This is a genomic window from Solwaraspora sp. WMMD1047 (assembly GCF_029626155.1).
In the GTDB taxonomy this organism is placed as follows: domain Bacteria; phylum Actinomycetota; class Actinomycetes; order Mycobacteriales; family Micromonosporaceae; genus WMMD1047.
The window spans coordinates 4,606,192-4,633,058 of record NZ_JARUBL010000001.1 but is presented as its reverse complement, the minus strand read 5'-3'; the positions used below and the strand labels follow the sequence as shown (position 1 = coordinate 4,633,058).

Below are 26,867 nucleotides of genomic sequence, written 5' to 3'. Positions count from 1 at the left end.
CGTCCGGACCGTCGGCGTCTACAGTGCTACCCCGCCGGGTCCCGGCCATGCACCGAATCGGCGGCCGGTCACGACCGCAGCGTGCCCACCGGCAACAGCTCGCCGAGCAGTTCGGCGAGGACCGCCATCCCGTCGGTACTGAGCACCGACTCCGGATGGAACTGCACCCCGGCGAAGAACGGCCCCCGCAGCGCGTGGACCGCCCCGTCGACCGGGTCCCGGCAGATCCGCACCGGCCCGAATCCGCTGGCCAGCTCCGCGGCGTCGGACAGCGGGGTGTAGGTCGAGTAGAAGCCGACCCGGCGCCGGCGGTCGAACAGGTCGATCTCCCGCTGCAGCCCCTGGTACGGCGACCTGCGGCGGTGCAACCGCAGGCCGAGCAGACCGCTGAGGATCTGGTGGCCGAGGCAGACGGCGAGCAGCGGCCGGCCGGCGTCGAGCCGCTCGCCGACGAGCCGGCGCAGGACGGCCATCTTGGGGTCGTCGGTGCGGCCCGGGTCGCCCGGCCCCGGCCCGGCCACCAGCAGGTCGTACCCGGCCGGGTCGCCCGGCCGCTGCCAGGGCCGCACGGCCACCGTCAGCCCGAGAGCCCGCAGTTGGTGGGCCAGCATGCCGGTGAAGGTGTCCTCGCCGTCCACGATCAGCGCGGTGCGCCCGGTCAGCCCCGGTCGGGCCTCCGCTCCCGGCCGCCGCTGCTCCAGCCAGAACCGGGCCAGCCGGTCGTTGCGGGCGGCGAGGGCGGCCCGCACCAGCGGATCGTCGGCCAACCGCGCCACCACCGAGGTCGGCCCCGGCTCCGCCGCCGGCCGGCCGGGGCGCAGGCCGAGCGCGGTGAGCACCCCGGCGGCCTTGGCGTGCGTCTCGGCCACCTCGCCCTCGGCGGTGGAGTGCCGGACCAGCGTGGCGCCCACCGGCACCCGCAGCTCGCCGGCGGGGGAGATCTCCACCGACCGGATCAGGATCGGCGCGTCGAGGGTCTGCCGGCCCGCGTCGTCGGTACCCAGCAGCGCCAGCACCCCCGAGTAGTAGCGTCGCCCGCGCCGCTCGTGCCGGGCGATCACCCGGCAGGCGTTCTCCATCGGGCTACCGGTCACCGTCGGCGCGAACATCGTCTCCCGCAACACCTCGCGGACGTCCAGCGAGCTCCGGCCGGCGAGCAGGTATTCGGTGTGCGCGAGCTGCGACATCTCCTTCAGGTACGGGCCCACCACCTGGCCGCCGTGCTCGGCGACGGTGGCCATCATCTTCAGCTCCTCGTCGAGCACCATGTAGAGCTCGTCGATCTCCTTCGGATCGGCGAGGAAACGCAGCAGGGCGGCCCGGTCCGCCGGCCCGCCCGGGTGCCGGAAGGTGCCGCTGATCGGGTTCATCATCGCCAGCCCGTCCTCGACGCTGACGTGCCGCTCCGGACTCGCCCCGACCAGCGTGCGGGTCCCGGTGTGCACCAAAAACGTCCAGTACGCCCCGCGTTCGGCGGTGAGTAGCCGGCGGAACGCGGCTAACGCACCGGCCAGCGGCGGCCCGTCGAGGACGGCCCGGAAGGTCCGGTGGATGACGAAGTTGGCCCCCTCGCCCCGGCCGATCTCCTCGCGCAGGACCCGGCCGACCAGCTCGGCGTACTCCTCGTCGGAGATGTCGAAACCGGCACCGGGGGCGGTCCGGACCCCGACGTCGGGCAGCGCGGCGAGCACGTCGGCCAGGTCCGCCCGGCCGTGTTCGGCGATGGTCAGGTACTCCATCGGCAGACCGTCGTCGACGCAGGCGAAGCCGCGCTCGGCGATCTGCCGGTACGGCACCAGCGCGAGCGTGCGTGGCCCGGCGCCGGCAGCCGGGAGTGGGAGGTCGGCCAGCCGGCCGGCGGTGCCCACCGGGCCGCGGAAAACCTCGACGTGGTCGCTGCCGTCGCGCCGGATCAGCGCGAACGGGCCGGGATCGGTGCCGCTCAACGCATCGGTGAGCAGCCGGTCGTGCAGGGTCATGGCGTCAGTCCTCGGCTCGGGGCCGCCGGTGGGCGGTCGGCGGGCGAGGAGCGCCCGCGGCCGCCAGAGGCGGCCGCGTGGATGGCTACGCGCGGAGGTTGGCCGCCGGGATGGCGGGCCACCAGAAGTTGAGTCGCGCGAGCATGACCGAAGGGTACGAGATCGGGGGCGGCCGGGGAAGGGGTTCGGCTCGGTAGCCACCCGAAGGCGCCGGTGAGTTCGGACGACCGACCGGCCGGGTACGGTGTCCGGCGATGGACATTCTCGCTCTCGACCTGGGCACCTCGTCGGTCCGGGGCCTGGTGCTCGACCAGGCCGCGGCGCCGCGGCCGGGTGCGCTGGCCCGCCGGCGGGTCCGGGTTCAGCTCGGCGACGACGGCAGTGGCACGCTCGACGGCCCCGGCTACCTCGCCGCCCTGATCGAGTGCCTGGACGAGTTGGCCGCCGGCAGCCACCTGAACAATGTCGGACTGGTCGCCACCGCCGCGCAGTGGCACTCGCTGGTGCCGCTGGACCCCGGCGGCGCGCCGACCGGCCCGGTGCTGACCTGGTTGGACACCCGCGCGACACCGGCGACCGGGGTCGCCGGACCGGCCGACGAGGACGCCTTCCACCAACGAACCGGCGCCTGGTGGCACCGGTTCTACTGGAACATGCGGCTGCCCTGGCTGCGCGAGCGTGGGTCCGGCACCCCGATGCGCTTCGCCGGCCTGGTCGAGTACATCTTCGGTCTGCTGCTCACCGAGTCGCCGATGTCGGTGTCCCAGGCGTCCGGGACCGGCCTGCTCGACCTGCGCCGGCTCGACTGGGATCCGGAGGCCTGCGACCTGGCCGGGGTCCGACCCGGCGAGCTGCCCGATCTCGCCCCCCGACAGTGGCGTGGCCGGCTCCGGCCCGAGTTCGCCCGCCGCTGGCCGGCCCTGCGCGAGGCCGAGTGGGCGCCGCCCGCCGGCGACGGCGCCGCCTCGAACATCGGCTCCGGCTGTGCCGACAGCCGCCGGGCGGCGGTGACGGTCGGCACCTCGGCGGCGGTCCGGCTGGTCCAGCCGGCGCCCGCGCACGCGGACCTGTCGCCGCTGCCGCAGCGACTCTGGCGGTACCGGGTCGACCACGACCACGTCGTCACCGGCTGCGCCTACTCTGCCGGCGGGAACCTGTTCGCCTGGGCGCGCCGGGAGCTGCGCCTGCCCGAAGGGCCCGCGCTGGACGCCGCCCTGGCGCTGGTGCCACCCGGCGGTGGTATCCGGGCCGACCCCCGGCTCGGCGGCGACCGGCCGCCCGGCCTGGCGCCGGCCGGCAGCGGGGAACTCGGCGAGATCGGTTTCGGAACCACCGCCGTCGAGATCTTCGCCGGCCTGATGGCGGCGCTGTGCCGGCAGGTTGCCGAGGGGGTTGCCGACATCGAATCCACGCTGGATCATTCGGTGGAGGTCGTGCTCGGCGGCGGCGCGGTCGCGGCCTCCGGGTGGTGGCGGCGGTCCTTCGCGGTCGCGCTCGCGCCGCGTCAGGTCAACTACATGAGTGATCCAGAGATCGGCGCGACCGGCGCGGCGCTGCTGGCAACGGGCCAGCATAGCGACGCAGCCGGCCGCTATCGCATCGTCCGGACGGATGAGGGCGAGTCGGCGACAGCGACAGGATCTGCCCGCCCACAGTATCCTTCGTGAGTCGCGCCGCAGGCAGGGCCGTTGACAGCGACACCATGCCTGATTTGGATGGACTCCGCTCCTCGGCGCGTCCGGCATCGAGGAATCGAGGAGGCATGGTGGATGCTGCCCCGGATCCGTCGCACGGTGCCGTGTCCCGCCATCGTCGCCGCCGCCTCGACGTCCGGGTGGTACCGCACCGCCGTCGCTCGCCTCTGCGACCGCGGGACTGGCGGATCGGCACCAAGCTCGGCGCCGTGCTGGTCGTACCGTCGCTGGCCTTTCTCGTGCTCGCCGGAGCGCAGACCGCCACCCTTTTCGGCCAGGCCGACCTGCTGGGCGACTTCTCCGACCAGGTCGGCGTCGCCGGCCACGTCAGCGTGCTGGTGCACGAACTGCAGAACGAACGGGACCGTACCGCCGGTGAACTGGCGGCGTTGGGGGCCGGGGGCGGCGAGCCGAGCCAGGCGGTCACCGCGCTGCGCCCGGCGCACGACGCGGTGGACCGCGCGTTGGCCGAGTTCCGGCGGGCGGCGCAGCCGCTGGCCGACACCGACGCCTCCTGGCGGATCTCCTACTCCCGCGCCGAGGAGCTGCTGGCCGAGTTGCCCGAGGTGCGGGCGGCGCTGCCCGCGGCGGTGCTCAACGCCAACGCCGTGCTGAGCAACTACAACCGGGCCATCGAGTCGCTGCTGACGCTGCTGGCCGAGCCGTCGCCGGGCGCCGACGAGCCGGAGCTCACCGACGCGGTGCTGCGGCACGTGCAGTTCGCCCGGGTCAAGGAGACCGCCTCCCGGATTCGCGGCCAGCTCTACGCGGCCGCCCGGGCCGGCCAGTACGCCCCCGACGACCTGGTCGAGCTGACCGACCTGCGCGCCCAGCAGCTCACCGCGCTGGCCGACTTCCGGGCCTCGGCGACCGAGATCCAGGTGCGCCGCCTCGACCAGCTCTCCACGACCCCGGACTTCGTGGCCGCCACCCAGCTCGAGCAGGGCACCGTGGCCAGCGGCGAGGCCGCACCGGTGGTGCTCGACGCGGGCCCGTGGTGGGCGGCGAGCGAGCAGCGGCAGGAGCTGTTACGGCAGGTCGAGACGACGGTGCTGGCCGACGCCATCGACCAGGCGGAGAACCGCAGCACCGGCCAGTTGAACCGCACCATCCTGACCGCCGGGGCGGTGCTCGCGGTGCTGCTGATCGCCCTCGTCGGCTCGATCGTGGTGGCCCGGTCGCTGGCCCGGTCGCTGCGGGTGCTGCGGGGCCAGGCACTGCAGGTGGCGCAGATCGAGCTGCCGGAGGCGCTGGAGCGGCTGCGTACCGTCCGGACCGGGGTGGCCGAGATCGAGGTGTCGCCGGCGCTGGTCCGCTCGATGGACGAGATCGGGGAGGTGGCCGAGGCGTTCGTCGCGGTGCACCGCAGCGCGGTGAGCGTCGCCGTCGAGCAGGCCGTCATGCGCCGCAACGTCAACGCGATGTTCGTCAACCTGGCCCGCCGCAGCCAGGTCCTGGTGGAACGGCAGTTGGAGCTGCTCGACGAGCTGGAGCGGGACGAGGGGGACCCGGACCAGCTGGAGAACCTGTTCAAGCTGGACCACCTCGCCGCCCGGATGCGACGCAACGACGACAGCCTGCTGGTGCTGGCCGGCACGGAGGCCAACCGCCGGTGGAGCCGGCCGGTCTCGCTCTCCACGGTGATGCTGGCCGCGGTTGCCGAGATCGAGCAGTATCAGCGGGTCCGGCATCAGGTCGACGACCACCTGCACATCGTCGGGCATGCCGTAGCCGACCTGGTGCACCTACTCGCCGAGCTGCTGGAGAACGCCACCGCCTTCTCCCGGCCGGACACCTCGGTGCTGCTGTCGGGTCGCGCCCACAGCGCCGGTTCGGCGGTGATCGAGATCTGTGACGAAGGGCTCGGCATGAGCACGGCCGCCCTGGACGAGGCGAACGCGCTACTGGCCGAGCCGGCGGTGGCGGACGTTGCGGCCTCGGAGCGGATGGGCCTCTTCGTGGTGAGTCACCTCGCGGCCCGGCAGCAGATCCAGGTCCAGCTGCGGCCGGCCGAACGAGGTCTGGTCGCGGTGATCTGGCTGCCGACCACCGTGCTGGCCCCGCCTCCGGCTCCGGCGGAGGATCCGGCCGACCCGTCCCCGCGTCGGCTGACCGCTGCCACCGGCGCGGTCGCCGACGGCACCGGCCCGGACCTGAGCGCCGCAGCTGCCGGCCCAGGAGTCAGTGGCGGCGCGGCCGCCGGTGGCCTCAGCGGCGCGGCCGCCAGTGGCCTCAGCGGCGGAGTCGCCTGGCGCGTCAGCGGTGCGGCCGCCGGTGACTTCAGCGGTGCGGCCGCCGGGGATGTCGGTCTGGGGGTCGGCGTCGGCAACGGCGCCGTGCCGGTGGGCCTGCCGGCACTGCCGGTCGCCGGCCGGCCACCGGCACCGGCACCGGCCCAGCGCACCCCGCCTCGGCAGGTGCCCACCCGGGCCGAGGACGTGTTGGCCACCGCCACCGGGATGACCCCGACCACCACCGGCAGCACCTGGTGGTCCAGGCCGGGCCAGGGCCGGCCGACCGTGCCGGCGCCGCTGCTGCCGGCCACGCCGGCACCGCCAGCGGTGCCGGTCACCGGCGGGATCAAGCCCAGTGGCCTGCCGGCACGGGTGCCGATGGCCCAGCTTCCCGGGGCACAGGCCGCGCCGCCGAGCGCCACCCCGTTGCCACCCGAGCCGGATCCGGATGCCGTCGGCGGCATGTTGTCCCGGTTCTACGGGGGCGTGCGGCGTGCCGAGGCCGAGGAGACCATCGTTATGCCCATGGCGCCCGCCGGCGCGCGCAGCGAAGAGGAGCAACCGTGACGACACTCAGTCAAGAGGCGAAGGACCTGAACTGGCTGGTGAGCGCGTTCACCGAACGCGTACCCGGCGTGGCGCACGCCATCGTGGTCTCCGCCGACGGGCTGTTGATCGCGGTCTCCGAGCACCTGCCGCGCGACCACGCCGACAAGCTCGCGGCGGTCACCTCGGGGCTGATGAGCATCACCGTCGGCGCCGCCCAGATGTTCGACGGCGACGTGGTCAAGCAGACCGTGGTCGAAATGGGCCGTGGGTTCTTCCTGGTCATGCAGGTCCGGGACGGCTCGATCCTGGCCACCCTGGCCGCCGCCGAGGCGGACATCGGAGTGGTGGGCTACGAGATGGCGCGGCTGGCGAAGCAGGCCGGCGAGATGCTCACCCCGGCGCTGCGAGCGGAACTCCAGCAGGCGCTGCCGCGCTGAGCCGGGCCGGGGGTGCTGCCGCGCTGGGCGACGGTCAGAGCTGGCTCAGCTGGGTCGCCAGCAGGTCCCGGAGCCAGTCCTCGAACTCGGCCCGCTCGGGGCCGACGTAGCCGCGCGGGCTGCCCTCCACGATCATGATCAGGTAGAGATAGCTGGTGTAGAGCGCGAGGCGTCGCCGGACCGATCCGGTCAACTCGATCCGCTCCGGACCGGCCACCTCGGCGTATCCGGCGAGGATCGCCGGCTCGTCGGCGATGTCACGCAGCAACGCCAGTGAGACGAGCTCGGCGACCGGGTCGCCGAAGAAGGCCCGTTCGCCGTCGATCAAGCCCGTCACCCGGGCGCCGCCGGCCCCGTCCGGGGTCACGAAGACGTTGCCGTCCCAGAGGTCGAAGTGCACGAGCGCCGGCCGGGTGACGTCGTCGAGCAGGTCGGCGTGCCGGCGCAGGAGCTCGCCGATCCGGTCGGGACCGGCCGGCAGTACGGTGCCGAGCCGGGTGGCGTCGGCGAGGATGTCGTCGACCATCGCCCCGAACGCGGCCCGCCAGGTCGGCTGCCAGGTCCGGCTGTCGCGCAGCGGATAGCCGTACGCCGGTCCGGTGATCGTGTGCAGACGGGCCGCATGTCCGGCGAGTTCCGCGCGCACGGCGGCGAGGCCGGCCGGTGCCAGGTCGTCGCGGACGCTGTCGAGCCCGACCCCGGACACCCGGCTGAGGAACACGAAGTCACTGCCGACAAGGGAACGGTCGAAGCCGGCGTGCTCGACCTGGGGAACCGGCACCCCGGCCCGGCCGGCCCGCCGGTAGAAGTCGACCTCGGTGCGCATCAGGTCGACCTCGTGGGTGAGCAGCTTGAGGTCCGGCGGCGGGGCGACCTTCAACACCAGCTCGGTGCCGTCGATCAGCCGGACCCAGTAGGCGGCGTTGAAGGTGCCTCCGGTCAGTTCGTGCCAACGGGAGATCCTGGTCCCGCCGAAACCGTGCCGCACCAGGGCGCGCAGCTCGTCCTCGGTGATCCGCCGTCTGGTCAGGCTCTCCACAGATCCTCCAGGGGGAGCGGGAACGCTCAAGGTGCGCGGGTACGTGGCGGGTCGCTGCCCGCCCCGGTGCGGCCGGCGGTGTGGATGTCAGACGCAGTTCGCGGCGATCACGCGACGGTACCAGTGCGCGCTGCGCTTGAAGGTGCGCTGCTGTGTCGGGTAGTCCACGTAGATCAGGCCCCAGCGTTCCTGGTAGCCCTCGTCCCACTCGAAGTTGTCCATCAGCGACCAGACGTGGTAGCTCTCCAGCGGCACGCCGTCGGCGATGGCGCGGTGGGCGGCGGCGAAGTGGTCGCGCAGGAAGCGGATCCGGCCGGCGTCGTCCACCGTGCCGTCGGCGGCCAGCACGTCCGGGGTGGGCAGCCCGTTCTCGGTGATGGTGAGCGGGACGTCGCCGTAGTCACGGGTCACCCGGGTCAGGGTGTCGTACATGCCGGCCGGGTAGAGCTGCTGCCAGAACGCCTCCGACGTCGGCCACTTCTGCTCGGTGGTGCCCTCGCCGGTCACGTAGATCGGGGTGTAGTACTGCAGGGCGAGCACGTCCACCGGCGCCGAGATGAGCTTCATGTCGCCGTCCCGGATGCCGCGCGCGAGCCGGCTGTCCGGGCCGAGGTCGGCAAGCACGTCGGCCGGGTAGCTGCCGTAGAAGATCGAGTCGAGGTAGAGCCGGTTCTCGTAGCCGTCGTAGAGCCGGGTGGCCTCCCGGGCGGCGTCGCTGTCGTCGGCGGGGTAGCAGGGGTGCAGGTTCAGCGCCGGGCCGATCCGGCTGGCGCTGCCGGTGTCCCGCAGCGCCCGTACCGCCAGGCCATGGGCGAGCTGCAGGTGGTGGGCGACCAGGTACGCGGCCTCGGGATCGCGGTGCCCGGGGGCGTGCCGGCCACTGAGGTAGCCGTTCTGCACCACGGTCTTCGGCTCGTTGATCGTCAGCCAGGTGGGGACGTCCTCGCCCAGCGCCTGGAAGACGGCGTCGGCGTAGTCGGCGAACCGGTACGCCACGTCCCGGGACTCCCAGCCGCCGGCGTCCTGCAGCGCCTGCGGCAGGTCCCAGTGGAACAGGGTGGCCATCGGGGTGATGTCGCGTTCGCGCAGTCCGTCCACCAGCCGCCGGTAGAAGTCCAGGCCGCGCTGGTTCGGGGTGCCGGTGCCGTCGGCCTGGATCCGCGGCCAGGCGATCGAGAACCGGTAGGTGTGCAGGCCCAGCTCCTTCATCAGGTCCAGGTCGCCGGCGTACCGGTGGTAGTGGTCGGCCGCGATGTCGCCGGTGTCGCCACCGTGGGTGCGCCCCGGGGTGTGGCTGAAGGTGTCCCAGATCGACTCGCCGCGGCCGTCGTCCTTCGCGGCGCCCTCGATCTGGTACGCCGAGGTGGCCGCGCCCCACGCGAAGCCGTCGGGGAAGCGCAGCCCCAGCGACGCCTCCGGGTCGGCCTCCGGCTCGCGTCCCGGATCACCTACGCCGAGCAGTCCCGCTTCGGGGCCGTCGGCCGGTGCTGCCACGTCGGGCCGGCTGCCGGCTGCCGGCGCGGGCGTGGTGGCGGTCCCGACCGGGCCGCCGGCGGGCGTCCCGGGCGCGGCGGCGGAGGCGGAGTGCGCGGCGCGGCGCAGCAGGTGCCGCCGGGTCAGTACGGACATCTGGTAAGTCTCCTCGTGAGTGGGGCCCCTTCACATCGGTGCCCGGGAGCGCTCCCATCGAGGGTAGCGATCCACCGGGGCGTTGCGAAGGGCTTGTTCGGTGGCGATGTCGGGTCTGGGCCTCGTCCATCGCCCGTCCCCACGTGCACGGTGCTCACGGCTGCCACCCGACAACGTTCGGATGGGGCGGGCCGCCGAAGCCGCGGTGGGACCGGCAGGTCCCGGCGGGTACAGCGGCCGGTGCCGATGACGCGGTAGGTCGGCCGGTCGGGCGCGCAACGCCGGACCGGAAGACCGATTCTCCCGTTGTTGCCGGGGGGTTAGCGTGGGGACGGGGAGGGCAACCCCCGTCCCCACCATCAGTTACAAACACGTACGAGCGGAGTTGGGTCCAATCTCGTGCGTGCCGCGCGGGAGCCGGGCCACGCGAGTGGCTCTGGTTCCACCTCCTCTCGACAGTGGTGAGGTGGCTGGCGGTGGAGTCCGGGCTGGCCCACCGTCAGCCCTGTGGCTGATTCCCCGGAGCTACGCTAGGTTGCGCGTAGCACAGGGTGTTCCATCACTTGGATCACTGTCAATGGAAGCGCTCCCATCGACGTTGGTTGGACTGTAACCCGCGTCACGGGTTTGTGAAAGACCCAAAATAAGATCGAAACATCTCGCCAACCTCGGTGAAACCCCGGCGTGCTCCTCCTCGATCGACAATCTCGCAGCTCAGCGGCCCTGTGGGGTGCTCCCCAGTGGAGCCGGAAGTATCACCACTTGCCGCGGGAGCGCTCCCATGCAACACTGTCGAACTATCGCGGTAGGGAGCCACACCGCGCGACCGTGGGCCGCCGAGGGCATCCGAGCTATCGGTACGGCGCCCCAGCATCGACCTGAGCCGCCACGTCCGGCGCCTCTGCCGTCGCACGCCGACCCCGGTCCGGGACGGGTCAAGACCACCTAAGCGGGCGCCTGCCGTCCCATGCGCACCCACCAGCACATCGCGCAGGAGGCGCCCAGCCAAGGCCCGTGAGGCCGTGGCCCGGTTCCGCGAGGAGAAGTCACCAGATGAAACTGACCGTAAGGAAACGCCGGCTGGCGATGATCGCCGCCGGTGTGTTGGTGGTGGGAGGGGTGACCGTCGTCAACGGCACCGCCCACGCCGCCACCGCCTGCAACGTCACCTATGCCGCGAACAGCTGGAGCACCGGATTCACCGCCAACATCACGATCAACAACGTCGGCGATCCGCTCACCAGCTGGCGGCTGGGCTTCACCTTCCCGGGTAACCAGCGGGTCACCCAGGGCTGGTCGGCGACCTGGTCCCAATCCGGCGCGAACGTCACCGCGACCAACGCGGCCTGGAACGGCAACCTCGCCACCGGCGCCTCGACGAGTATCGGCTTCAACGGCTCCTACTCGGGCACGAACGCCAGCCCCACCAACTTCACGATCAACGGTGTCGCCTGCAACGGCCAGCAGAACACCGCGCCCACCGTGGACATCACCAGCCCGGCCAACGGCGCCACCTTCACCGCGCCGGCCAACGTGACCGTCGCCGCCACCGCCACCGACGCGGAGGGCCCGGTCGAGCGGGTCGAGTTCTACCGCAACGGCATGCTGGTCGGCACCGACACCTCGGCGCCCTACAGCTTCGCCAACACCGGGCTACCGGCCGGCTCCTACACCGCGCAGGCCCGCGCCTACGACGCCGAGGGGCTCACCGGAACCGACGAGGTGGCCTTCACCGTCACCGGCACCGCACAGCGCAGCGTCGTGACCCCCGCCACGGTCACCGTCGCCGAGGGCGCCAGCAGCGCGCTGAACGTCAAGCTGAGCGCCGCGCCCACCGGCAACGTGACCGTCTCGCTGGCCAAGACCGGCGACGCCGACGTCACCCTGGGCGCCAGCACCGCGACGCTGACCACCAGCAACTGGAACACCGGTGTCAACGTGCCGGTGAACGCCGCGCAGGACGACGACAGCACCAACGACACCGCCACCGTCACCGCAAGCGCCACCGGCCACACCGCCTCGGTCACCACCGTCACCGTCCAGGACGACGAGGGCAGCGGACCCAGCGGCGAGTACGGCGAGGAGTTCCTGGAGCTGTATCGCAAGATCAAGGCGCCGGCGAACGGCTACTTCAGCCCCGAGGGCGTGCCCTACCACTCGGTGGAGACGCTGCTGGCCGAGGCGCCCGACCACGGCCACGAGACGACCTCCGAGGCGTTCAGCTACTGGCTCTACCTGGAGGCCATGTACGGCCGCACCACCGGCGAGTGGGGGCCGTTCAACAACGCCTGGCAGGTGATGGACCGCTACATCATCCCGTCCGAGACGCAGTCGGGCTACAACGCCAACGACCCGGCCGACTACGCCCCGGAGGCGAACCGCCCCGACCTCTACCCGCAGCAGGGCGGCAAGCTGGACTCCAACGTTCCGGTCGGCCGGGACCCGCTCGCCGCGGAGCTGCAGTCGACCTACAACAGCGGCCGGGTGTACGGCATGCACTGGCTGCTCGACGTCGACAACGTCTACGGCTTCGGCAAGTGCGGCGACGGCACCACCAAGCCGGCGTACATCAACACCTTCCAGCGCGGTCCGCAGGAGTCGGTCTTCGAGACCGTGCCGCACCCGTCCTGCGACACCTTCGCGCACGGCAGCGCCAACGGCTTCATGCCGATCTTCATCGGTGACTCCTCCTACGCCCAGCAGTGGCGCTACACCAACGCGCCGGACGCCGACGCGCGCGCCGTGCAGGCCGCCTACTGGGCGCTGAAGTGGGCCAAGGAGCAGGGCAACGAGGGTCAGATCTCGGCCACCGTCGCCAACGCCGCGAAGATGGGTGACTACCTGCGCTACGCGATGTACGACAAGTACTTCAAGCGGCCCGGCTGTGCCTCGCCGAGCTGCGCGGTCGGCACCGGCAAGGACAGCGCCGCCTACCTGCTCTCCTGGTACTACGCCTGGGGTGGCTCGCAGGGTGGCAGCAGCAGCTGGGCGTGGCGGATCGGTTCCAGCCACAACCACGGCGGCTACCAGAACCCGTTCGCGGCCTGGGCGCTGTCAAACGTCACCGAGCTGATCCCGCGGTCGGCGTCGGCCCGGGCGGACTGGCAGACCAGCCTCGACCGGCAGCTCGACTTCTACACCTGGCTGCAGACCGCCGACGGCGCCATCGGCGGCGGCGCGACCAACAGCTGGAACGGCGACTACAGCGCCCGGCCGGCCGGCGTGCCGACCTTCTACGGCATGACGTACGACGAGAAGCCGGTCTACCACGACCCGCCGTCCAACCAGTGGTTCGGGTTCCAGGCCTGGAGCCTGGGCCGCGTCGCCGAGCTCTACAACGAGACCGGCAACGCCAAGGCCAAGGCCATCCTGGACAAGTGGGTCCCGTGGGCGATCGCCAACACGACCGTCAGCGGCTCCAGCTACCAGATTCCGTCGACGCTGCGCTGGTCGGGTCAGCCCGGCGGTAGCTGGTCGGCCGGCACCACCTCGGTCAACAACGCCAACTTCCGGGTCAGCGTCGTCGACTACACCCAGGACGTCGGCGTGGCCGGTGCGTTCGCGAAGGTCCTGATCCACTACGCCGCCCGGTCGGGCAACACGCAGGCCGCGGCGACGGCGAAGGCCCTGCTCGACGCCCTGCTCACGCACAAGGACGAGAAGGGCGTGGCCGTGCCGGAGACCCGGGCGGACTACGAGCGGATGGACGACGTCTACAACAGCAGCACCGGCCAGGGCCTCTACATCCCACCGGGCTTCAGCGGCACGATGCCCAACGGTGACCAGATCGCTCCCGGCAAGTCGTTCGTGGACATCCGGTCGTTCCTCCGGGACGACCCGGACTGGCCCAAGGTGGAGGCGTACCTGAACGGTGGCGAGGCGCCGACGTTCACGTACCACCGCTTCTGGGCGCAGGTCGACATCGCCATGGCACTGCACGACTACGACCAGTTGCTCGGCTGACTGGTCCACAGGCGGCCTGATTCCCACGGTCAGGCCTACAGGTGGTGAGCCGGTCGGGTCGGCCGACGCAGCGATGCCGGCCGGCTCACCACACCCCTCGGCGGTGAACTGACCGCCGGTCCGACTTCCGGGCGGGTGGCACCACGGTGTCACTCGCCCGGCTCCATGTCCGACATCGACACCCCGGCGGCGGCCCGCGATCCGGCGGGCCGCCATTGCCCTGCCACGAATATCGGCCCCGGGTACCCAGCCGCTACGGAACAGTAGTATCGTTTGAGTCGGGAGGGGCCGCTTCCCCCGTGGCGGCCTCTCCCACCTTCCTGTCCGGCCCGGCTCGCTGCCCGCGGCCGGCTTTTTCGTCGGACCCCGCGTTGGTGTCGGACCCCGGGTCCTACGTCGGACCGTGGTGCACCTCGGGACCCGGGCTCATCCCGGCGCCCGGATCCGCGGCCGGGCGTTCGGCAGCCAGCGGATGACGCAGTCCCGGATGTCCCGCCGGTAGCGACCGCCGGACCACCCACCAGCTCACCGCCAGGCAGGCGGCGACCAGCGGCCAGGTCAGCGCGGCCCGGGCGGTCACCAGCGCCAGCACCAGGTCGGCCTGGTACAGCGGCAGGAACACCGCCAACCGGAGCACGTACTGCGCCACCCAGACCCAGCTGCCCCGCTGGTAGGCGCGCAGCAGGGCCGGATCCCGGCGCCACCGGCCACGCTGGCCGAGCACGGCGCCCACCACCACCCCCAGCAGCGGCCAGCGGATCACGATGCTGGTCACCCAGGCCAACGCGCTGGCCGCGTTCGAGACCAGTTGCAGCAGGAAGAAGTCGCTGGCCCGGCCGGTACGCAGGGCGAGGAGCGCCGCCACGCAGACGGCGAACAGCCCGATCAGCACCGACCGGGGCCGGTCCCCACGACGCAGCCGCCACCCGGCCACGGCCGCCCCGGCGGCCACCGCGGCGATCACCCCGCCCCAGACCGACGGACCGGTGGCGAGCCACCCCACCCCGAAAGCCACCGGCGGGACGGTCGCGTCCACCGCCCCCCGTCGCCCGCCGAGCAGGTCACCGAGGGTCTCCTGGCCGTCGCCGGACCTCGCCATCCCCACCTCCCACGTTGGCTTAGGCGAGCCTAACCTAGGGGTACGGTGGCGCGGCCCGGGTACGTCGGTGGACAACGCGGACACCGCCCTCGGGTCGCTCAATGTCTGCCGCTACGGTGTGCGCATGCGCGGGCGGAGCAAGGCACTCACAGTCGGCTGGTTGTTGCTGCTGGCGGCCCTGCAATGCCTGGCTTTCGTCGCGCTGTGGCAGTTCGCCGTCGGCACCGAGCGTGGTCAGTTGCTCGACACCGTCGCCCTCACCGGCAACACCATCGGGCAGGACCGGGTTGACGAGCCGGTCGGCACGGTGCTCAACGCCGTGTCGGCGGTGTCCCTGCTGGCGGCGACCGTTTTCATCGGCTTCATCGCGCTGATCCGCGGCCGGATCCTGCTGGCCGTCGTCACCACCGGCCTGATCGCCGGCGCCAACGTCACCACCCAGGTGCTCAAGTACGTGATCGAACGGCCCGACTTCGGCGCCGACCCGGAGCGGGACGGCGCCGGTAACAGCCTGCCCAGCGGGCACACCACCGTGGCCGCCGCGGTCGCCGTGGCGCTGGTGCTCGCCCTGCCGCGGCGGCTGCGGGCCTGGGGCGCGATGCTGGCGGCCAGCTATGCCGCGATCACCGGTGCGGCCACCCTCTCGGCGGGCTGGCACCGGCCCAGCGACGCGATGGCCTCGATGCTCGTGGTCGGCGCCTGGGCCGCGGTCGCCGGCATCGTGCTGCTGCTCAACCACCGTGAGGACGCCGAGGTGAACTCGGAGGACGCGCACCAGCTGGCCACCACGCTGCTGCTGCTCACCGGCGTCGCGCTGCTCGGCGTCGCCGCGCTGGCCGTGGACTGGACCGGTGAGGTGCTCTCCATCCCGGCCGACGAGCTGAGCCGGCGCCGGCTCTTCGTCGCGTACGCCGGTGGCGGCGCCGGCATCGCGGGCGTCGCGTTCCTGATGGTGGGGCTGGTGCTGGCGACCGTCCACCGGGTGGTGCCCAGACACGTCGGCTGAGCCACGGCCGGGTGCCGATCTTGCCGATCGGCCGGCGACCCGGCACGATCGAGCCGTGACCAGACGCTGGGGAATGACGGTCCCGCTCGGCGGCATTCCGCTCGCCGAGCACGCCGGGGTCTACTCGGCGCTGGCCCGGGCCGGCTTCACCGACGTCTGGACCTCGGAGGTCGCCGGGACGGACGCGTTCACCCCGCTCGCGCTGGCCGCCGCCTGGCAGCCGGAGCTGCGGCTCGGCACCGCGGTGGCGCCGGTGTTCACCCGCGGCCCCGGCCTGCTCGCGATGAGCGCGGCGGCCCTGGCCGAGGCCGCCCCCGGACGGTTCGCGCTCGGCATCGGCGCCTCCTCGCCGGTGGTGGCCACCGACTGGAACGCCGCGCCGTTCGTCGAGCCGTACCGCCGCACCCGCGACATGCTCCGCTTCCTGCGGACCGCGCTGCGCGGCGAGACCGTCGACGGCGGTTACGACACCTTCGCCGTACGCCGGTTCCGGCTGGAACGCCCGCCGGCCGTACCGCCGCCGATCCTGGTCGCGGCGCTGCGCCCCCGGATGCTGCGACTGGCCGCGGCCGAGGCCGACGGGGTGCTGCTGAACTGGCTGGCCGCCACCGACCTGCCGCGGGTGCTGGCCGCGGCCGGGCAGCCGCGAGCGGGGTTCGAGGTGGCCGCCCGGATCTTCGTCTGCCCGACCGAGGACGTCGAGCATGCCCGCCGGGTCGGGCGACGAATGATCACCAGCTATCTGACCGTGCCGGCGTACGCGGAATTTCATCGCTGGTTGGGACGCGAGACGGTGCTCGGACCGGTCTGGCGCGCCTGGGCGGCCGGTGACCGCGCCGGTGCCGTCGTGGCCGTGCCGGACGACCTGGTCGACGAGCTCATCCTGCACGGCTCACCGCAGCGGTGCCGCACCCTGCTGGGCGAGTACGTCGACGCCGGTGTACACACCCCGGTGATCGCGCTGCTGCCCACCCCGGAGCTGACGACCGGCGGCGCGGCGGCGCTGGCGGAGACGATCGGACAACTGGCGCCGGGCGCGCCGCTTCGCCCGGGGCCAACCGCCCCATTCGTCGAGGCCAGCTCAGAGTCCGCGGCGGACGCGACCGGGACGGGCTGAGGTGGAGCTGGCCGGCCGGGTCGCCGTGGTCACCGGCGGGGCGGGCGGGATCGGCGCGGCGCTGGCCCGCCGCTTCGTCGCCGAGGGCGCGACGGCGGTGGTGGTCGCCGACCTGAACGGCCCGGCGGCCGAGACGCTGGCCGCCGAGCTCGGTCCATCGGCCGCCGCCGTACCGGTGGACGTTACCGTCGAGGCGCAGGTCCAGGACCTGGTCGACCAGGTGCAGCGCCGGTTCGGCCGGATCGACCTGTTCTGCGCCAACGCCGGGATCACCACCGGCGCCGGGTTGGCCGCGACGGCCGATGACTGGTCGCGCAGCTGGCAGGTCAACGTCCTGGCCCACGTGTACGCGGCCCGGGCGGTGCTGCCCGGGATGCTGGCCCGGGGCGAGGGCTACCTGCTGCAGACCTGCTCCGCCGCCGGCCTGCTGACCGCGGTCGGCGACGCGCCGTACGCGGTGACCAAGCACGCCGCCGTCGGGTTCGCCGAGTGGCTCGCGGTCAGCTACGGCGACCGCGGCATCCGGGTCAGCGCGCTCTGCCCGCAGGGGGTCCGGACCCCGTTGCTCGACCACGGACTGGCCAGTGGGCACGCCGGAGCCCTGATCACCGCGGCGTCCGGCGCGGTGCTCACCCCCGAGCAGGTCGCCGACGCGGTGGTGGCCGGCCTCGCCGACGAGCGTTTCCTGATCCTGCCGCACCCGGAGGTGGCCGGCTACGCCCGGCGCAAGGTCGCCGACCCGGACGCCTGGCTGGCCGCCATGCGCTCGCTGCGGGACCGCCACGGCTGACCCGCTGTGCTGGCTGTCTGGCTCGGCGGCTCGGACGGACGGCTGGCTGGTCAGTCGCGGGGCAGGTGGCTGCCTGGTTCCGTTCCGCCGACGGCGGTCCGGCCTCGGTCGCCTGCGGTGACGAGGAGATGGACGCCTCCTCGCTCTGGATCGGCCTGTCCGGGCGGCCGCGGTGGCGGGTGCGGGACCGTCAGCGGCGCCAGCGCAGCGGGCCGGGGTGCAGGGACCAGAGCAGCCGGCGCCACCAGGGACGCCCGGCCCGCAGCCCGTCCGCGTACGCCACCGCGAGCGCGCCGGCCCGGTTGGCCTGCTCGGGGCTGGCCTGGCCGGGCGCGAAGGCGGCCAGGTTGACCAGCCCGGCCAGGTCGTCGATGGCGTGCGCGGTGGCCGCGGCGGCGCGGGCGTGGTCGGCCACCTCGGTCGCCGCCAGGTGGCCCGGGACCGGGTGCCCGGCCAGCCGCAGCGCGTCGGTGACCTCCCGCCAGGCCCCGGCGATCCGCTGGTCCGGCGGGCCGCCGGACAGCCGCCGGTGCCGCAGCCCGCGGCGCAGCCAGAGCACGGTCAGCGCCAGCCCCGCGAGTAGGAGCAGCAACCCACCGGACCCGCCGCCGATCAGCACCGGCGTCGACACCGCGTTTCGACCGGGCGGCGCGGCGACGGGCGCGGCGGTGGCCGCCGGCGTCGGGCTGGCGCTCGGGGTGGATTCCTCCGGTGGCGGTGGCGGATCCTCCGGCTGGGGTCGGAAATCCTCCTCGACGGGTCGGGGCACGGTGTCGGGGCGGGGGAGCGGGTCGAACGGCACCCAGCCGAGACCTTCGAAGAGCACCTCCGGCCAGGCGAGGGCGTCGGCGGCCCGGACCGGGCCGGAACCCTCGGTCCGGAAGCCGACCACCACCCGGGTCGGCAGTCCGGTCAACCGGCCCAGCACGGCGAACGCCGCGGCGAACTGTTCGGAGGTGCCGCGCTGGCCGCCGCCGTTGCGGGGCCCGAAGAGGAAGAACCCGAGATTCGGGTACGCGTGTCCGCTCGGCGCGTCGGCGACCACCCGGTAGTGCTCGGCGAGGAACTGCTCGATCGCGGCGGCCCGGGCGTACGGCGCGCCGTTCTCGGCGGCCAGTTGGTCGGCCAGCCGGCGCATCGGATCCGGTACGCCCTCCTCGATCCGCAGCACCCGGGCGACCTGGTCACCGGCCGGCACGTTCGCGGCGGAGAGCAGGTTGAGGTCGGGCAGTTCCTGGCGGGAGGTGACCGAGTAGCGCAGTCCCGGCGCGAGCCCTTCGGGTCGGATGATGGTCCCGCTGTCCAGGTCGTAGGCGACCCGGGAGCCGGTGATCTCCGACGGGGTGGGAATCGCCGGCAGCAGCCGGCCGGTCAGGTCGGCGATCGTGATGTCCTGCCGGACGGTCCTGGTGGTGGCTCCGGGCAGCGGCTCCGGCTCCGGCAGAATCCGGCCGGCGTTGCGGTAGGTCGCGCCGACCCGCCAGGTCACCCCGTCGTAGTCGGGCAGTACGGCCAGCCGGATCCGCCCGCCGACGGCCGCTCCGTCGGCCTCGGCCCCGTCGGCCTCAGGTCCGGCATTCCCGGGTCCGGCGGCCCCGGTCTGGTCGGCCTCGGTCTGGTCGGGCGCCGGTGCTTCGGTGGCCGGTTCGCGGGTGGCCGGGGCGCTGGTCTCGACGGTGAGCAGGACCTGATCCGGATTGAGTGCCCAACCGGAGATCCGGATGAGCGGGTTCTCGTCGAGGCTGTCGAGTTCCGGCGGGCGGACGTACCGGCGCGGGTCGACCGGGGCCTGGTCCACCCGGGCGGCCACGGTCGGGGCGATCGCGGCGGAGAGCCCGATCACCACGGCGAGTCCGGCGGCCGTGCCGGCGACGGAGCGCAACCGGAGGGCGGCGCGGACCGGATCGCGACGGCTGCCGGGTTCCCCGGCGTCCGGTGGCGGCTGACCGACCGGCGCGGTGCCGTCGCCCGTCGCGACCGCCGACAGGCCCCCGGCCGGGCCGGCGGGTGCGGTCCGTGCGGTGGCCGCCAGTCCGACCGCGAGCGCCGCGGCCACCGCGACGCTCGGCCAGATCGCCGGGTCGGCGTTCGGGCCGACCACGTAGACGGCGCCGGCGTAGAGCAGCACGGGCGGCAGGAAGCCGAGCAGGGTACGACCCGCGCGCAGCGCCACCTCCGCGCCGGCCAGCCCGGCCAGCCAGGTGGCCACCAGCGGGACCAGCACGGTGTCCGGCACGGGCTCGACCGGGATCAGCGCGGTGAGCAGCCGGGGGATGCCGTTGCGGGCGGCCTCGGCCAGCACGTCGGCCAGGTCACCGGTCAGCGCGGCGCGCCGGGCGGCCAGCAGCAGCGCCAGCGTGGTGTAGCCGGCCAGCGCGCCGATCGACACCGGCGCCACCAGCCAGGACGGTGCCCGGCGGGCGGCGGCGCTCACCCCGACCGAGCCCATCGCCGCCCCGAGCACCAGCTGGGTCAGCAACGGGTCGGCGTAGATGCGGCCGAGTACCAGGCCGGCCAGGCCGAGTACGGCGATCAGCGCGAGCGGCACCGGCAGCGCCCGCAGCACCCTCACCATCGGCGGACACCGTCCCACTCGGCGGCGAAGGCGGCGCCGTCCGGCACGTCGAGCAGCACCATGCCGGCCGCCGCGGCCGGCGCCACGCCGGCGGCTCCGAACATCCCGACCACCACCGACGGGTACGCGCCGCGCAGCCCGCCGAGGTAGCCGAGATCCGGCGCGGCGCCGGGACCGGTGAGGAAGACCAGGGTGTCCCCGAGCCGCTCCTGGCGGAGGCGGTTGGTGGTGGCCCGCAACGGATCGTCCGCCCCCTGACCGGCCGGGCGCAGCTCGACCGCGGCGAGCCGGTCCAGAAAGTTGGCGTCGGCCGGGGTGGTGCCGGTGTCCGTCGGGGCGGGCTCGGGGGCGACCAGGGCCAGGGTGACCGGCAGGTCGTCGCGGCGGGCCGCCACGACCACCGACGCCGCGGCCTCGCAGGCCGACTCGAACGTCTCGGCCACCCCGGCCACCCGGTCGGGATGGGCGGCGGCGCGGTTGTCGAGCAGCACCACGATCCGCGGCAGGCTGGTGTCCACGTGCTCGCGGACCATCAGTTCACCGATGCGCGCGCTGGTGCGCCAGTGCACCCGCCGCAGCTCGTCGCCGACCACGTACTCCCGCAGTGAGTCGAAGGTGATCGAGCCGTGCGGCACCCGGTCGATCCGTCCGTCGAGGCTGCGGGCCACGCCGGACGGTACCGCGGCGAGGTGGTGGACGCGGGGGTGCACCCAGATCTCGACCGACCCGCCGTGCGAGCGGGCCACCCGCACCAGACCGAGTGCGTCCTCGCCGGTGACCAGCAGCGGCCCGACGGTGATGACCCCCCGCCGGTGGGTCGGGACCGGGTAGCGCACGACGGTGTCCCGGCCAGGGCGCAGCTTCAGCAGCGGTACCGCCACCCGGCGGCTGCCGCACCGGTCCTCGGCCACCAGGCTGGCCGCGCGCAGCCGGTCGCGGTTGCGGACGGTGAGCGTCATGGCGGCCGGTTCGCCCCGGCCGACCCGGTCCGGGTCGGCCGTCCGGTGGACGGCCAGCCGGGGCCGCCAGGCCGCGTATCCGATCGCGCAGGCGGCCGCGACGGTGGCGGCGGCCCCGAGCAGGGTCAACTCGACATAGCCGAAGCCGAAACCGGTGCCGAGCAGGACAGCGGCGGCGACCAGCAGACCGATGCCGCGGGCGGTGATCCTCATCGAGGTGCTCTGGCCATCCGGTCAGTACGGTTCCGAGGTGCCGGCGGCGGCGAGCGGACCGCTAGTCACCTGACCCAGCGGACGGCTGGCGACCGGATTACTGGCGACGGTACGGCCGGCACCCGCGTGTCCGGCGCTCACATGACTGGCGCCCGCGTGTCCGGCGCTCACGTGACTGGCGCCCGCGTGACTGGCGCCCGCGTGACTGGCGCCCGCGTGACTGGCGCCCGCGTGACTGGCGCCCGCGTGTCCGGCGCTCGGGGGGCCGGTGGGTGGCGGCTGGGCGGCGGCGGGCTGGCCGGCGGCGACCTGGCCGGTGGGTAGCGGCACCGGCACCGAGTCGACCGCCTCGCGGAGCACCTCGCTGGCGGTGAGTCCGCGTACCTGGGCATCCGGGGTGAGCAGGATGCGGTGCGCGAAGACCGGTTCGGCGAGCGTCTTGAGATCCTCCGGCAGGATCCAGCCCCGGCCGTCGGTGAGCGCGTACGCGCAGGCGGCCCGGGTCAGCGCGATCACCCCCCGGGGGCTGACGCCCACCCGCACCTGCGGGTGGCTCCGGGTCGCCGCCGCCAGCCGCACCGCGTACGCGTAGAGCGGGTCGGCGATGTGTACCCGCTGCGCCATCCGGACCATCTCGCCGACGGTCGCGGTGTCGGTGATCGCGGGCAGCGCCTCCGGCGAGCGGACCGGGGCGCCGCGCAGCACCTCGATCTCGATCGCCTCGTCCGGGTAGCCGATCGAGAGCTTCATCAGGAACCGGTCGAGCTGCGCCTCCGGCAACCGGTAGGTGCCGTCCATCTCGACCGGGTTCTGGGTGGCCACCACCAGAAACGGCTGGGGTACGCCGTGCCGCACCCCGTCCACGGTGACGGTGCGCTCCTCCATCACCTCCAGCAGCGCCGACTGCGTCTTCGGGGAGGCGCGGTTGATCTCGTCGGCGATGACGATGTTTGCGAAGACCGGCCCCGGGTGGAACTCGAAGCCGCGGGTGGACTGGTTGAAGATGGTCACCCCGGAGACGTCGGAGGGGAGCAGGTCCGGGGTGAACTGGATCCGTCGCCACTGGCCGTGCACGGTGGCCGCCACCGCCCGCGCCAGGGTGGTCTTGCCCACGCCCGGCACGTCCTCCAGCAGCACGTGACCCTGCGCGAAGAGCGCGGTGAGCGCGAGCCGGACCACCTGTGGCTTGCCCAGCACCACCGCGTTGACGTTCTCGGCGAGCCGGGCGGCCAGGTGGGCGAAACCCTGCACCTCGTGCTGGGTCAGCGGCTCGTGGCTGTTCCCCATGGACGCTCCTTCGTGGCGGTGCGGTCAGCAGGTCGGCAGGACGTTGATGTCGTCGCCACCCTCCAGGTTGAGCCAGGCCCACGGGATGTAGTTGCGGCCCTCGTACTCGACCCGGACCCACCAGGTGCTGCGTTTGTCGTTGTTGTAGATGTAGGCGTAGACCTCCTCACCGCGCGCCTTGCAGAACGCCTTGAGTCGGGTGCCGGGGCGGGCCCAGCCGACCTGCCGGTCGTTGTCCTGCCGGGTGACCGAGAAGATCTCGTTGCCGTTGCGGCCGGCGACGTCGCGGTCACAGTAGGTCGCGGTCTCGCCGGACTGGCCGTTGCGGCAGGTGGCGACCCCGAAGACCGACGCGGTGGTCTGCGACCGGGTGGCGGTGGCGCTGCCAGCCGCGTTGGTGGCGGTGACGGTGAGGTTGTACGCCGTACTCGGGGTCAGTCCGGTGGCCCGGATGCTGGAGCAGTTGCCCGCCACCGCCGGCCGCCCGGCCGGGGTGAGCGTGCAGGTGGCCTGGCCGCCGCCGGCGTCCACCGTGAAGCTGACGGTGACCGAGGTCGGGTCGGCGGAGCTGCCGGTCACCGTCACCCTCGGCGGGGCCACCGTGCGGGCCGTGGTGGTCCCCACCGTCCCGGCGCCGGCCTCGTTCACCGCCTGCACCCGTACGGTGACGTTCTGACCGTCGCCCAGCCCTCCCACGGTCGTCTGGGTGCCGGTCACCTCGGTGCGGTTGTCGCCGACCTGGACCAGGTAGCCGGTGATCGGGCGGCCGTTGTCGGCCGGCGGCGTCCAGGCGACCGAGATGGTGCCGCGTGACCCGGCCACCGTGGCGGCCCGCAGCCCGGTCGGTGCGGCCGGGGTGGTGAACGGTACGACGCTGTTGCTCACCGGCGACGCCTCCGAGCCACCGCCCTTCTCGTTTATCGCGATGACGGTGAAGGCGTACTGGTTGCCGTACTCCAGGGCGCCGGCCGGGACCACGAACTCGGTCCTGGTCGACTCGCCGGCCGGCGCGCTGCTGCCGGCGGAGACCGCCGTCACCGCGTACCGGGTGATCTTGTAGCCCTGGCCGTTGGCGGCCGGCCAGCTCACCAGTACCGTGCCGTCCGGGCGTTCCTGGGCGGTGACGCTCTCGGGTGCGTCCGGCACCTCGGAGGTCGGCACCACCGGGTTGCTCATCCTGGTCGGGCCGGCGCCCTTGCCGTTCACGGCGTGTACCGAGAACCGGTACGTCTCGCCGTTGGTGAGCCCGGTGATCTCGATCGACCGCTGGTCGGCCCCGACGTCGAAACTGCGGCCGTCGCCGGTCACCACGTACCGGGTGATCGCCGAACCGTTGGCGGCCGCCGGCTGCCAGCTCACCCGCGCCTCCCCGTTCCCGGCGGACGCCTTCACGCTGCGCGGCGCACTCGGCTTGCTGACCGTGGGCTTGCGCGGCGGTGGCGGCGGTGGCGGGGCCGGTGGCGGGTCTCCGCCGAGCACGTCGTTGGCGAACTTGTCGACCTCGCGGATCACGTGCTTGTCGTCGATGACCCGGGCGGTGGCCGCGTTGGGCGCGTTGACGAAGAGGTGGTTCTCCCGGATCTCCAGCTCCAGCGGACCGTTGGCGCCGGGCAGCGTCACCGGCGCAACCGGCCGGCCCTCGCCGTCGAAGGCGTGCACGGTCCCGGTGGCCCCGTCCGCGCAGTAGAACCGGCCGGCCCAGGGCACCGCCGGGTCGATCCCGGTGCCGTCGCCGGGCACCTCGAACCGGAACCGTTCGCCGTCGGCGCCGATCACATGGACCCGGCGCTGCTCGGGGACCGTGACCAGCACCAGATCACCGCTGGTGTGCGGCGGCAGATCACCCAGTGCGCCCAGTTCGAGCTGGAGCTGCCGGGGATCGTCGTCGCCGCGGGCCAGGGTCAGCACGTTCGTGGTGCGGTCCAGCACCGCGACACCGTCGTCCAGGGTGGTGATCCGCAGGTCGTGGCTGGGATCGGCGACCGTGATCGTGCGTACCCGCTCGGGGTTCGCCCCCGCCCCCGCCCCGCCGGCCGGGCTGGTCGGCACGGCCGGTGTGATCGCGGTGACGGTGCCCTCGCCGGGCACCGCGACCCAGAGCCGGCCGGCGCCGTCGAAGGAGCCGGCGGTGGTACCGGGTGGGAAGCGCACCGGCTCGCCGACCGGCACCAGCGACCGGGGATCGAGCTGCCGGACGATGCCCTGCACCGAGTCCACGACGAACGCGGACTCCTCGTGCAGCACCACGTTGACGCCGAGCCCGGCGGTGGTCTTCGTGGTGGCGGTGATCTGCAGGGTGGCGAGGTCGAGCGAGCTGACCTGCCCGGTCCGCAGGTCGCGCAGGACCAGCAGCCGGTCGGTCTGGGTGATCTGCACCGGGTGGCTGCGGGCCTGCGGCACCTCGGTGCGGGTGTCCACCCGGCCGGTGATCCCGTTGACCCGGGCCAGCTCGCCGCGGGCCGTGCTCCACAGCCAGGAGCTGGCGTCGTAGCTGGCCACGGCGTTGTCCGCCGCGCCGAGCCCGAGCACCGTCAGGCCCATCGCGGCGACCAGCGCCGCGACGGTGGCGACGGTGACCAGCCCACCCCGACGCAGGCCCCGGCGGGCCGCCGGGCCGACCGGTGTCGGGTTGCCGTCACCCGCTCCGGACCCGCCGGCGAAGGCGTCGCCCGCGGCCTTGCCGTCGCTGTCCATGCTGCCGTTGCCCGTGGTGACCACAGCCGGCCGCCCCTCCCACCGCTCGCGATCGGGCCGGATGGGCCGCCGTTGACAGCGGACCTCCCCCCGAGACCGGGTGCCATCCTATGACCTGGGTGGAACGGGGGGGAACCCGCGCGTCGGGGCTGTGGATACAGATGGTGCGTGCTGTGGATAACTTTCACACTCCACAGTCGGTGTCCCAGGTCAGCGGGGTAGTGGTGCGGCCCGCCACTGTGGATCATCCTGGGCCGTCAGCGCGGGCTGGGTGAGCCGGTCCGGGAGGTGCAGACCTGTTCGGAGGTCGAGAACTCGTCGGTGCCGTAGACCGCCAGCACCGTGAAGCAGTAGTCCAACCGGGAGTTGAGCCCGTTCACCGTGAAGCTGGTCTCGCCCGGATCGACCGTCGCCAGCGCGCCGAGCGACTGACCGGCCCGGCCGCCGGCCACCACGAACGGCACCGTCCCGCCGGTCGGATCGACCCAGCTGATGGTGATCGTCGCCGAATCGTCCCGTAGCCGCAGCCTGGTCGGCGGTTCCCCGACCGGGCTGGATCCGCCATCCGGCCCGGCGGTCTGGCCGGCGTCCGGACCCGGCGTCGGCGGGGAGTTGCCGATCACGGCCACGACCACCACCACCGCGGCGGCGAACACGGCGGCCGCGGCGGCCACCGAGGCGGCGATCGCCGCGCCCCGGCCCCGGGACCCGGCCGGCGCGGGCGGGCCGGCGGACAGTGGGGCGTCCGGCATGACCATCGGGTACGGCGACAGCGGCTGGACCGGCCGCGCCGGCTCCTGCCACGGCACCGGACCGGCCTGCGGCGGCGGCTGCTGCTGCCACGGTGTCGGCTCGGTCGGTGGCGGCTGCTGCCACGGTGCGGGGTCGGTCTGCGGCGTCGGTTCCTGCCAAGGTGCCGGATCGGCCTGCGGTGGCGGCTGCTGCCAAGGTGCCGGATCGGCCTGCGGTGGCAGGTCCTGCCAGGGCGGCGGGTCCGCCTGGACCGGGGCGGGGGTGTCGGTGTACGCCGTCGGCCCGGCCTGGGCCTGCGTCGGCCCGGCGTGGACCTGCGGCGGCCCGAGGTGCTGGTCGGGCGGGGCGGTGGCGGGCTGGGGGGCGGCGTCGCCGAGGTAGTCGCGGGCGGCGATGACCGTCCAGTGATCGGCGCCGAGCACGGCCGGGCCGACGCTGGCGACCCGGGCGAAGTTCTTGCGCGCCTCGTGCCGGTTTCCCAGCTCCTCCGCGACGGTCGCCAGGTCGAACGAGATCCCCAGCAGCAGGGCGTCGGAGTCGCCCCACCGTCGTTCGCCGGCCGCCAGCGCCTCCTCCAGCACCCGCCGGGCGGCGGCCGGATCGTCGGCCTCCCGGTGCAGCCGGGCGAGCAGGTGCGCGGTGGCGAGCAGTTCCGGGTGGTCCTCGCCGTACGCCGGCCGCGCCGCGTCGATCGCGTCGGCGAGCAACCGGCGGGCACCGGCCGGGTCGCCCGCGTCGTAGAGCTGCTTGGCCTCCGACGAGGCGCTGGCGAGGAAGGAGGGTTGAGACACGCAGCCATGCTGCCGGTACCCGGCCGGACACGCCAGTCGCCCCGCCCGATGTCCCGGGC

14 protein-coding genes and 2 pseudogenes are annotated in these 26,867 nt (G+C 73.6%); 7 read left to right on the top strand and 9 right to left on the bottom strand.

What is annotated here, in order from left to right; translation table 11 throughout:
• Window positions 1–68: 68 nt before the first annotated feature.
• A complete protein-coding gene (locus tag O7627_RS21030; protein WP_278095213.1) occupies window positions 69–1,979 on the bottom strand; it encodes an anthranilate synthase family protein in 1,911 nt (636 codons plus the stop codon).
• A 254-nt stretch (window positions 1,980–2,233) separates the two neighbouring features.
• On the opposite strand from O7627_RS21030, the gene O7627_RS21025 reads away from it, so the two are divergent.
• From O7627_RS21025 to O7627_RS21015, 3 genes are all read left to right on the top strand, one after another.
• Complete coding sequence (locus tag O7627_RS21025) at window positions 2,234–3,646, top strand: FGGY family carbohydrate kinase (protein ID WP_278095212.1); 1,413 nt, start codon at window positions 2,234–2,236, stop codon at window positions 3,644–3,646.
• A gap of 98 nt (window positions 3,647–3,744) precedes the next feature.
• Window positions 3,745–6,474 carry a nitrate- and nitrite sensing domain-containing protein gene (locus O7627_RS21020; RefSeq protein ID WP_278095211.1) on the top strand — a complete coding sequence of 910 codons (2,730 nt, stop codon included), beginning with the start codon at window positions 3,745–3,747 and terminating at the stop codon, window positions 6,472–6,474.
• On the top strand, window positions 6,471–6,893 hold the full coding sequence (locus O7627_RS21015) for a roadblock/LC7 domain-containing protein (protein WP_278095210.1): 423 nt from the start codon (window positions 6,471–6,473) through the stop codon (window positions 6,891–6,893). Before O7627_RS21020 ends, O7627_RS21015 begins: the two co-directional genes overlap by 4 nt.
• A 34-nt stretch (window positions 6,894–6,927) precedes the next feature.
• Here the strand turns inward: O7627_RS21015 and O7627_RS21010 are convergent, their stop codons facing one another.
• Both O7627_RS21010 and O7627_RS21005 read right to left on the bottom strand, forming a co-directional pair.
• The gene (locus O7627_RS21010; protein ID WP_278095209.1) at window positions 6,928–7,932 is read right to left on the bottom strand and encodes a phosphotransferase; all 1,005 of its coding nucleotides are present in this window, start codon (window positions 7,930–7,932) and stop codon (window positions 6,928–6,930) included.
• 87 nt (window positions 7,933–8,019) lie between these two features.
• Window positions 8,020–9,561: a GH1 family beta-glucosidase gene (locus tag O7627_RS21005; RefSeq protein WP_278095208.1), complete on the bottom strand. Its 1,542-nt coding sequence runs from the start codon at window positions 9,559–9,561 to the stop codon at window positions 8,020–8,022.
• Window positions 9,562–10,620: 1,059 nt separating this feature from the next.
• On the opposite strand from O7627_RS21005, the gene O7627_RS21000 reads away from it, so the two are divergent.
• Complete coding sequence (locus O7627_RS21000) at window positions 10,621–13,524, top strand: glycoside hydrolase family 48 protein (protein ID WP_278098358.1); 2,904 nt, start codon at window positions 10,621–10,623, stop codon at window positions 13,522–13,524.
• Between the two features lie 391 nt (window positions 13,525–13,915).
• On the opposite strand, the gene O7627_RS20995 is transcribed toward O7627_RS21000, so the two are convergent.
• A complete protein-coding gene (locus O7627_RS20995) occupies window positions 13,916–14,623 on the bottom strand; it encodes a DUF3159 domain-containing protein (RefSeq protein WP_278095207.1) in 708 nt (235 codons plus the stop codon).
• A gap of 118 nt (window positions 14,624–14,741) precedes the next feature.
• On the opposite strand from O7627_RS20995, the gene O7627_RS20990 reads away from it, so the two are divergent.
• The 3 genes and pseudogenes from O7627_RS20990 (at window position 14,742) to O7627_RS20980 (ending at window position 17,536) form a co-directional block, all read left to right on the top strand.
• Window positions 14,742–15,629: a phosphatase PAP2 family protein gene (locus O7627_RS20990; protein ID WP_278098357.1), complete on the top strand. Its 888-nt coding sequence runs from the start codon at window positions 14,742–14,744 to the stop codon at window positions 15,627–15,629.
• A gap of 73 nt (window positions 15,630–15,702) precedes the next feature.
• A pseudogene (locus O7627_RS20985) lies at window positions 15,703–16,647 on the top strand (LLM class F420-dependent oxidoreductase); the annotation flags it as partial.
• A 100-nt stretch (window positions 16,648–16,747) separates the two neighbouring features.
• The gene (locus O7627_RS20980; RefSeq protein ID WP_278095206.1) at window positions 16,748–17,536 is read left to right on the top strand and encodes an SDR family oxidoreductase; all 789 of its coding nucleotides are present in this window, start codon (window positions 16,748–16,750) and stop codon (window positions 17,534–17,536) included.
• Window positions 17,537–17,726: 190 nt separating this feature from the next.
• On the opposite strand, the gene O7627_RS20975 is transcribed toward O7627_RS20980, so the two are convergent.
• The 5 genes and pseudogenes from O7627_RS20975 to O7627_RS20955 form a co-directional block, all read right to left on the bottom strand.
• Window positions 17,727–20,111, bottom strand: a complete 2,385-nt coding sequence (locus O7627_RS20975; RefSeq protein ID WP_278095205.1) for a transglutaminase domain-containing protein — start codon at window positions 20,109–20,111, stop codon at window positions 17,727–17,729.
• A complete protein-coding gene (locus tag O7627_RS20970; RefSeq protein WP_278095204.1) occupies window positions 20,105–21,283 on the bottom strand; it encodes a DUF58 domain-containing protein in 1,179 nt (392 codons plus the stop codon). The genes O7627_RS20975 and O7627_RS20970 overlap by 7 nt, the downstream gene beginning before the upstream one ends.
• Window positions 21,284–21,583: 300 nt before the next feature.
• Window positions 21,584–22,570, bottom strand: a pseudogene (locus tag O7627_RS20965) (MoxR family ATPase); the annotation flags it as partial.
• Between the two features lie 24 nt (window positions 22,571–22,594).
• Window positions 22,595–25,288, bottom strand: a complete 2,694-nt coding sequence (locus O7627_RS20960; RefSeq protein WP_278095203.1) for a fibronectin type III domain-containing protein — start codon at window positions 25,286–25,288, stop codon at window positions 22,595–22,597.
• A 233-nt stretch (window positions 25,289–25,521) separates the two neighbouring features.
• Window positions 25,522–26,808, bottom strand: coding sequence for a tetratricopeptide repeat protein (locus O7627_RS20955; protein WP_278095202.1), 1,287 nt, complete (start codon window positions 26,806–26,808; stop codon window positions 25,522–25,524).
• Window positions 26,809–26,867: the final 59 nt, after the last annotated feature.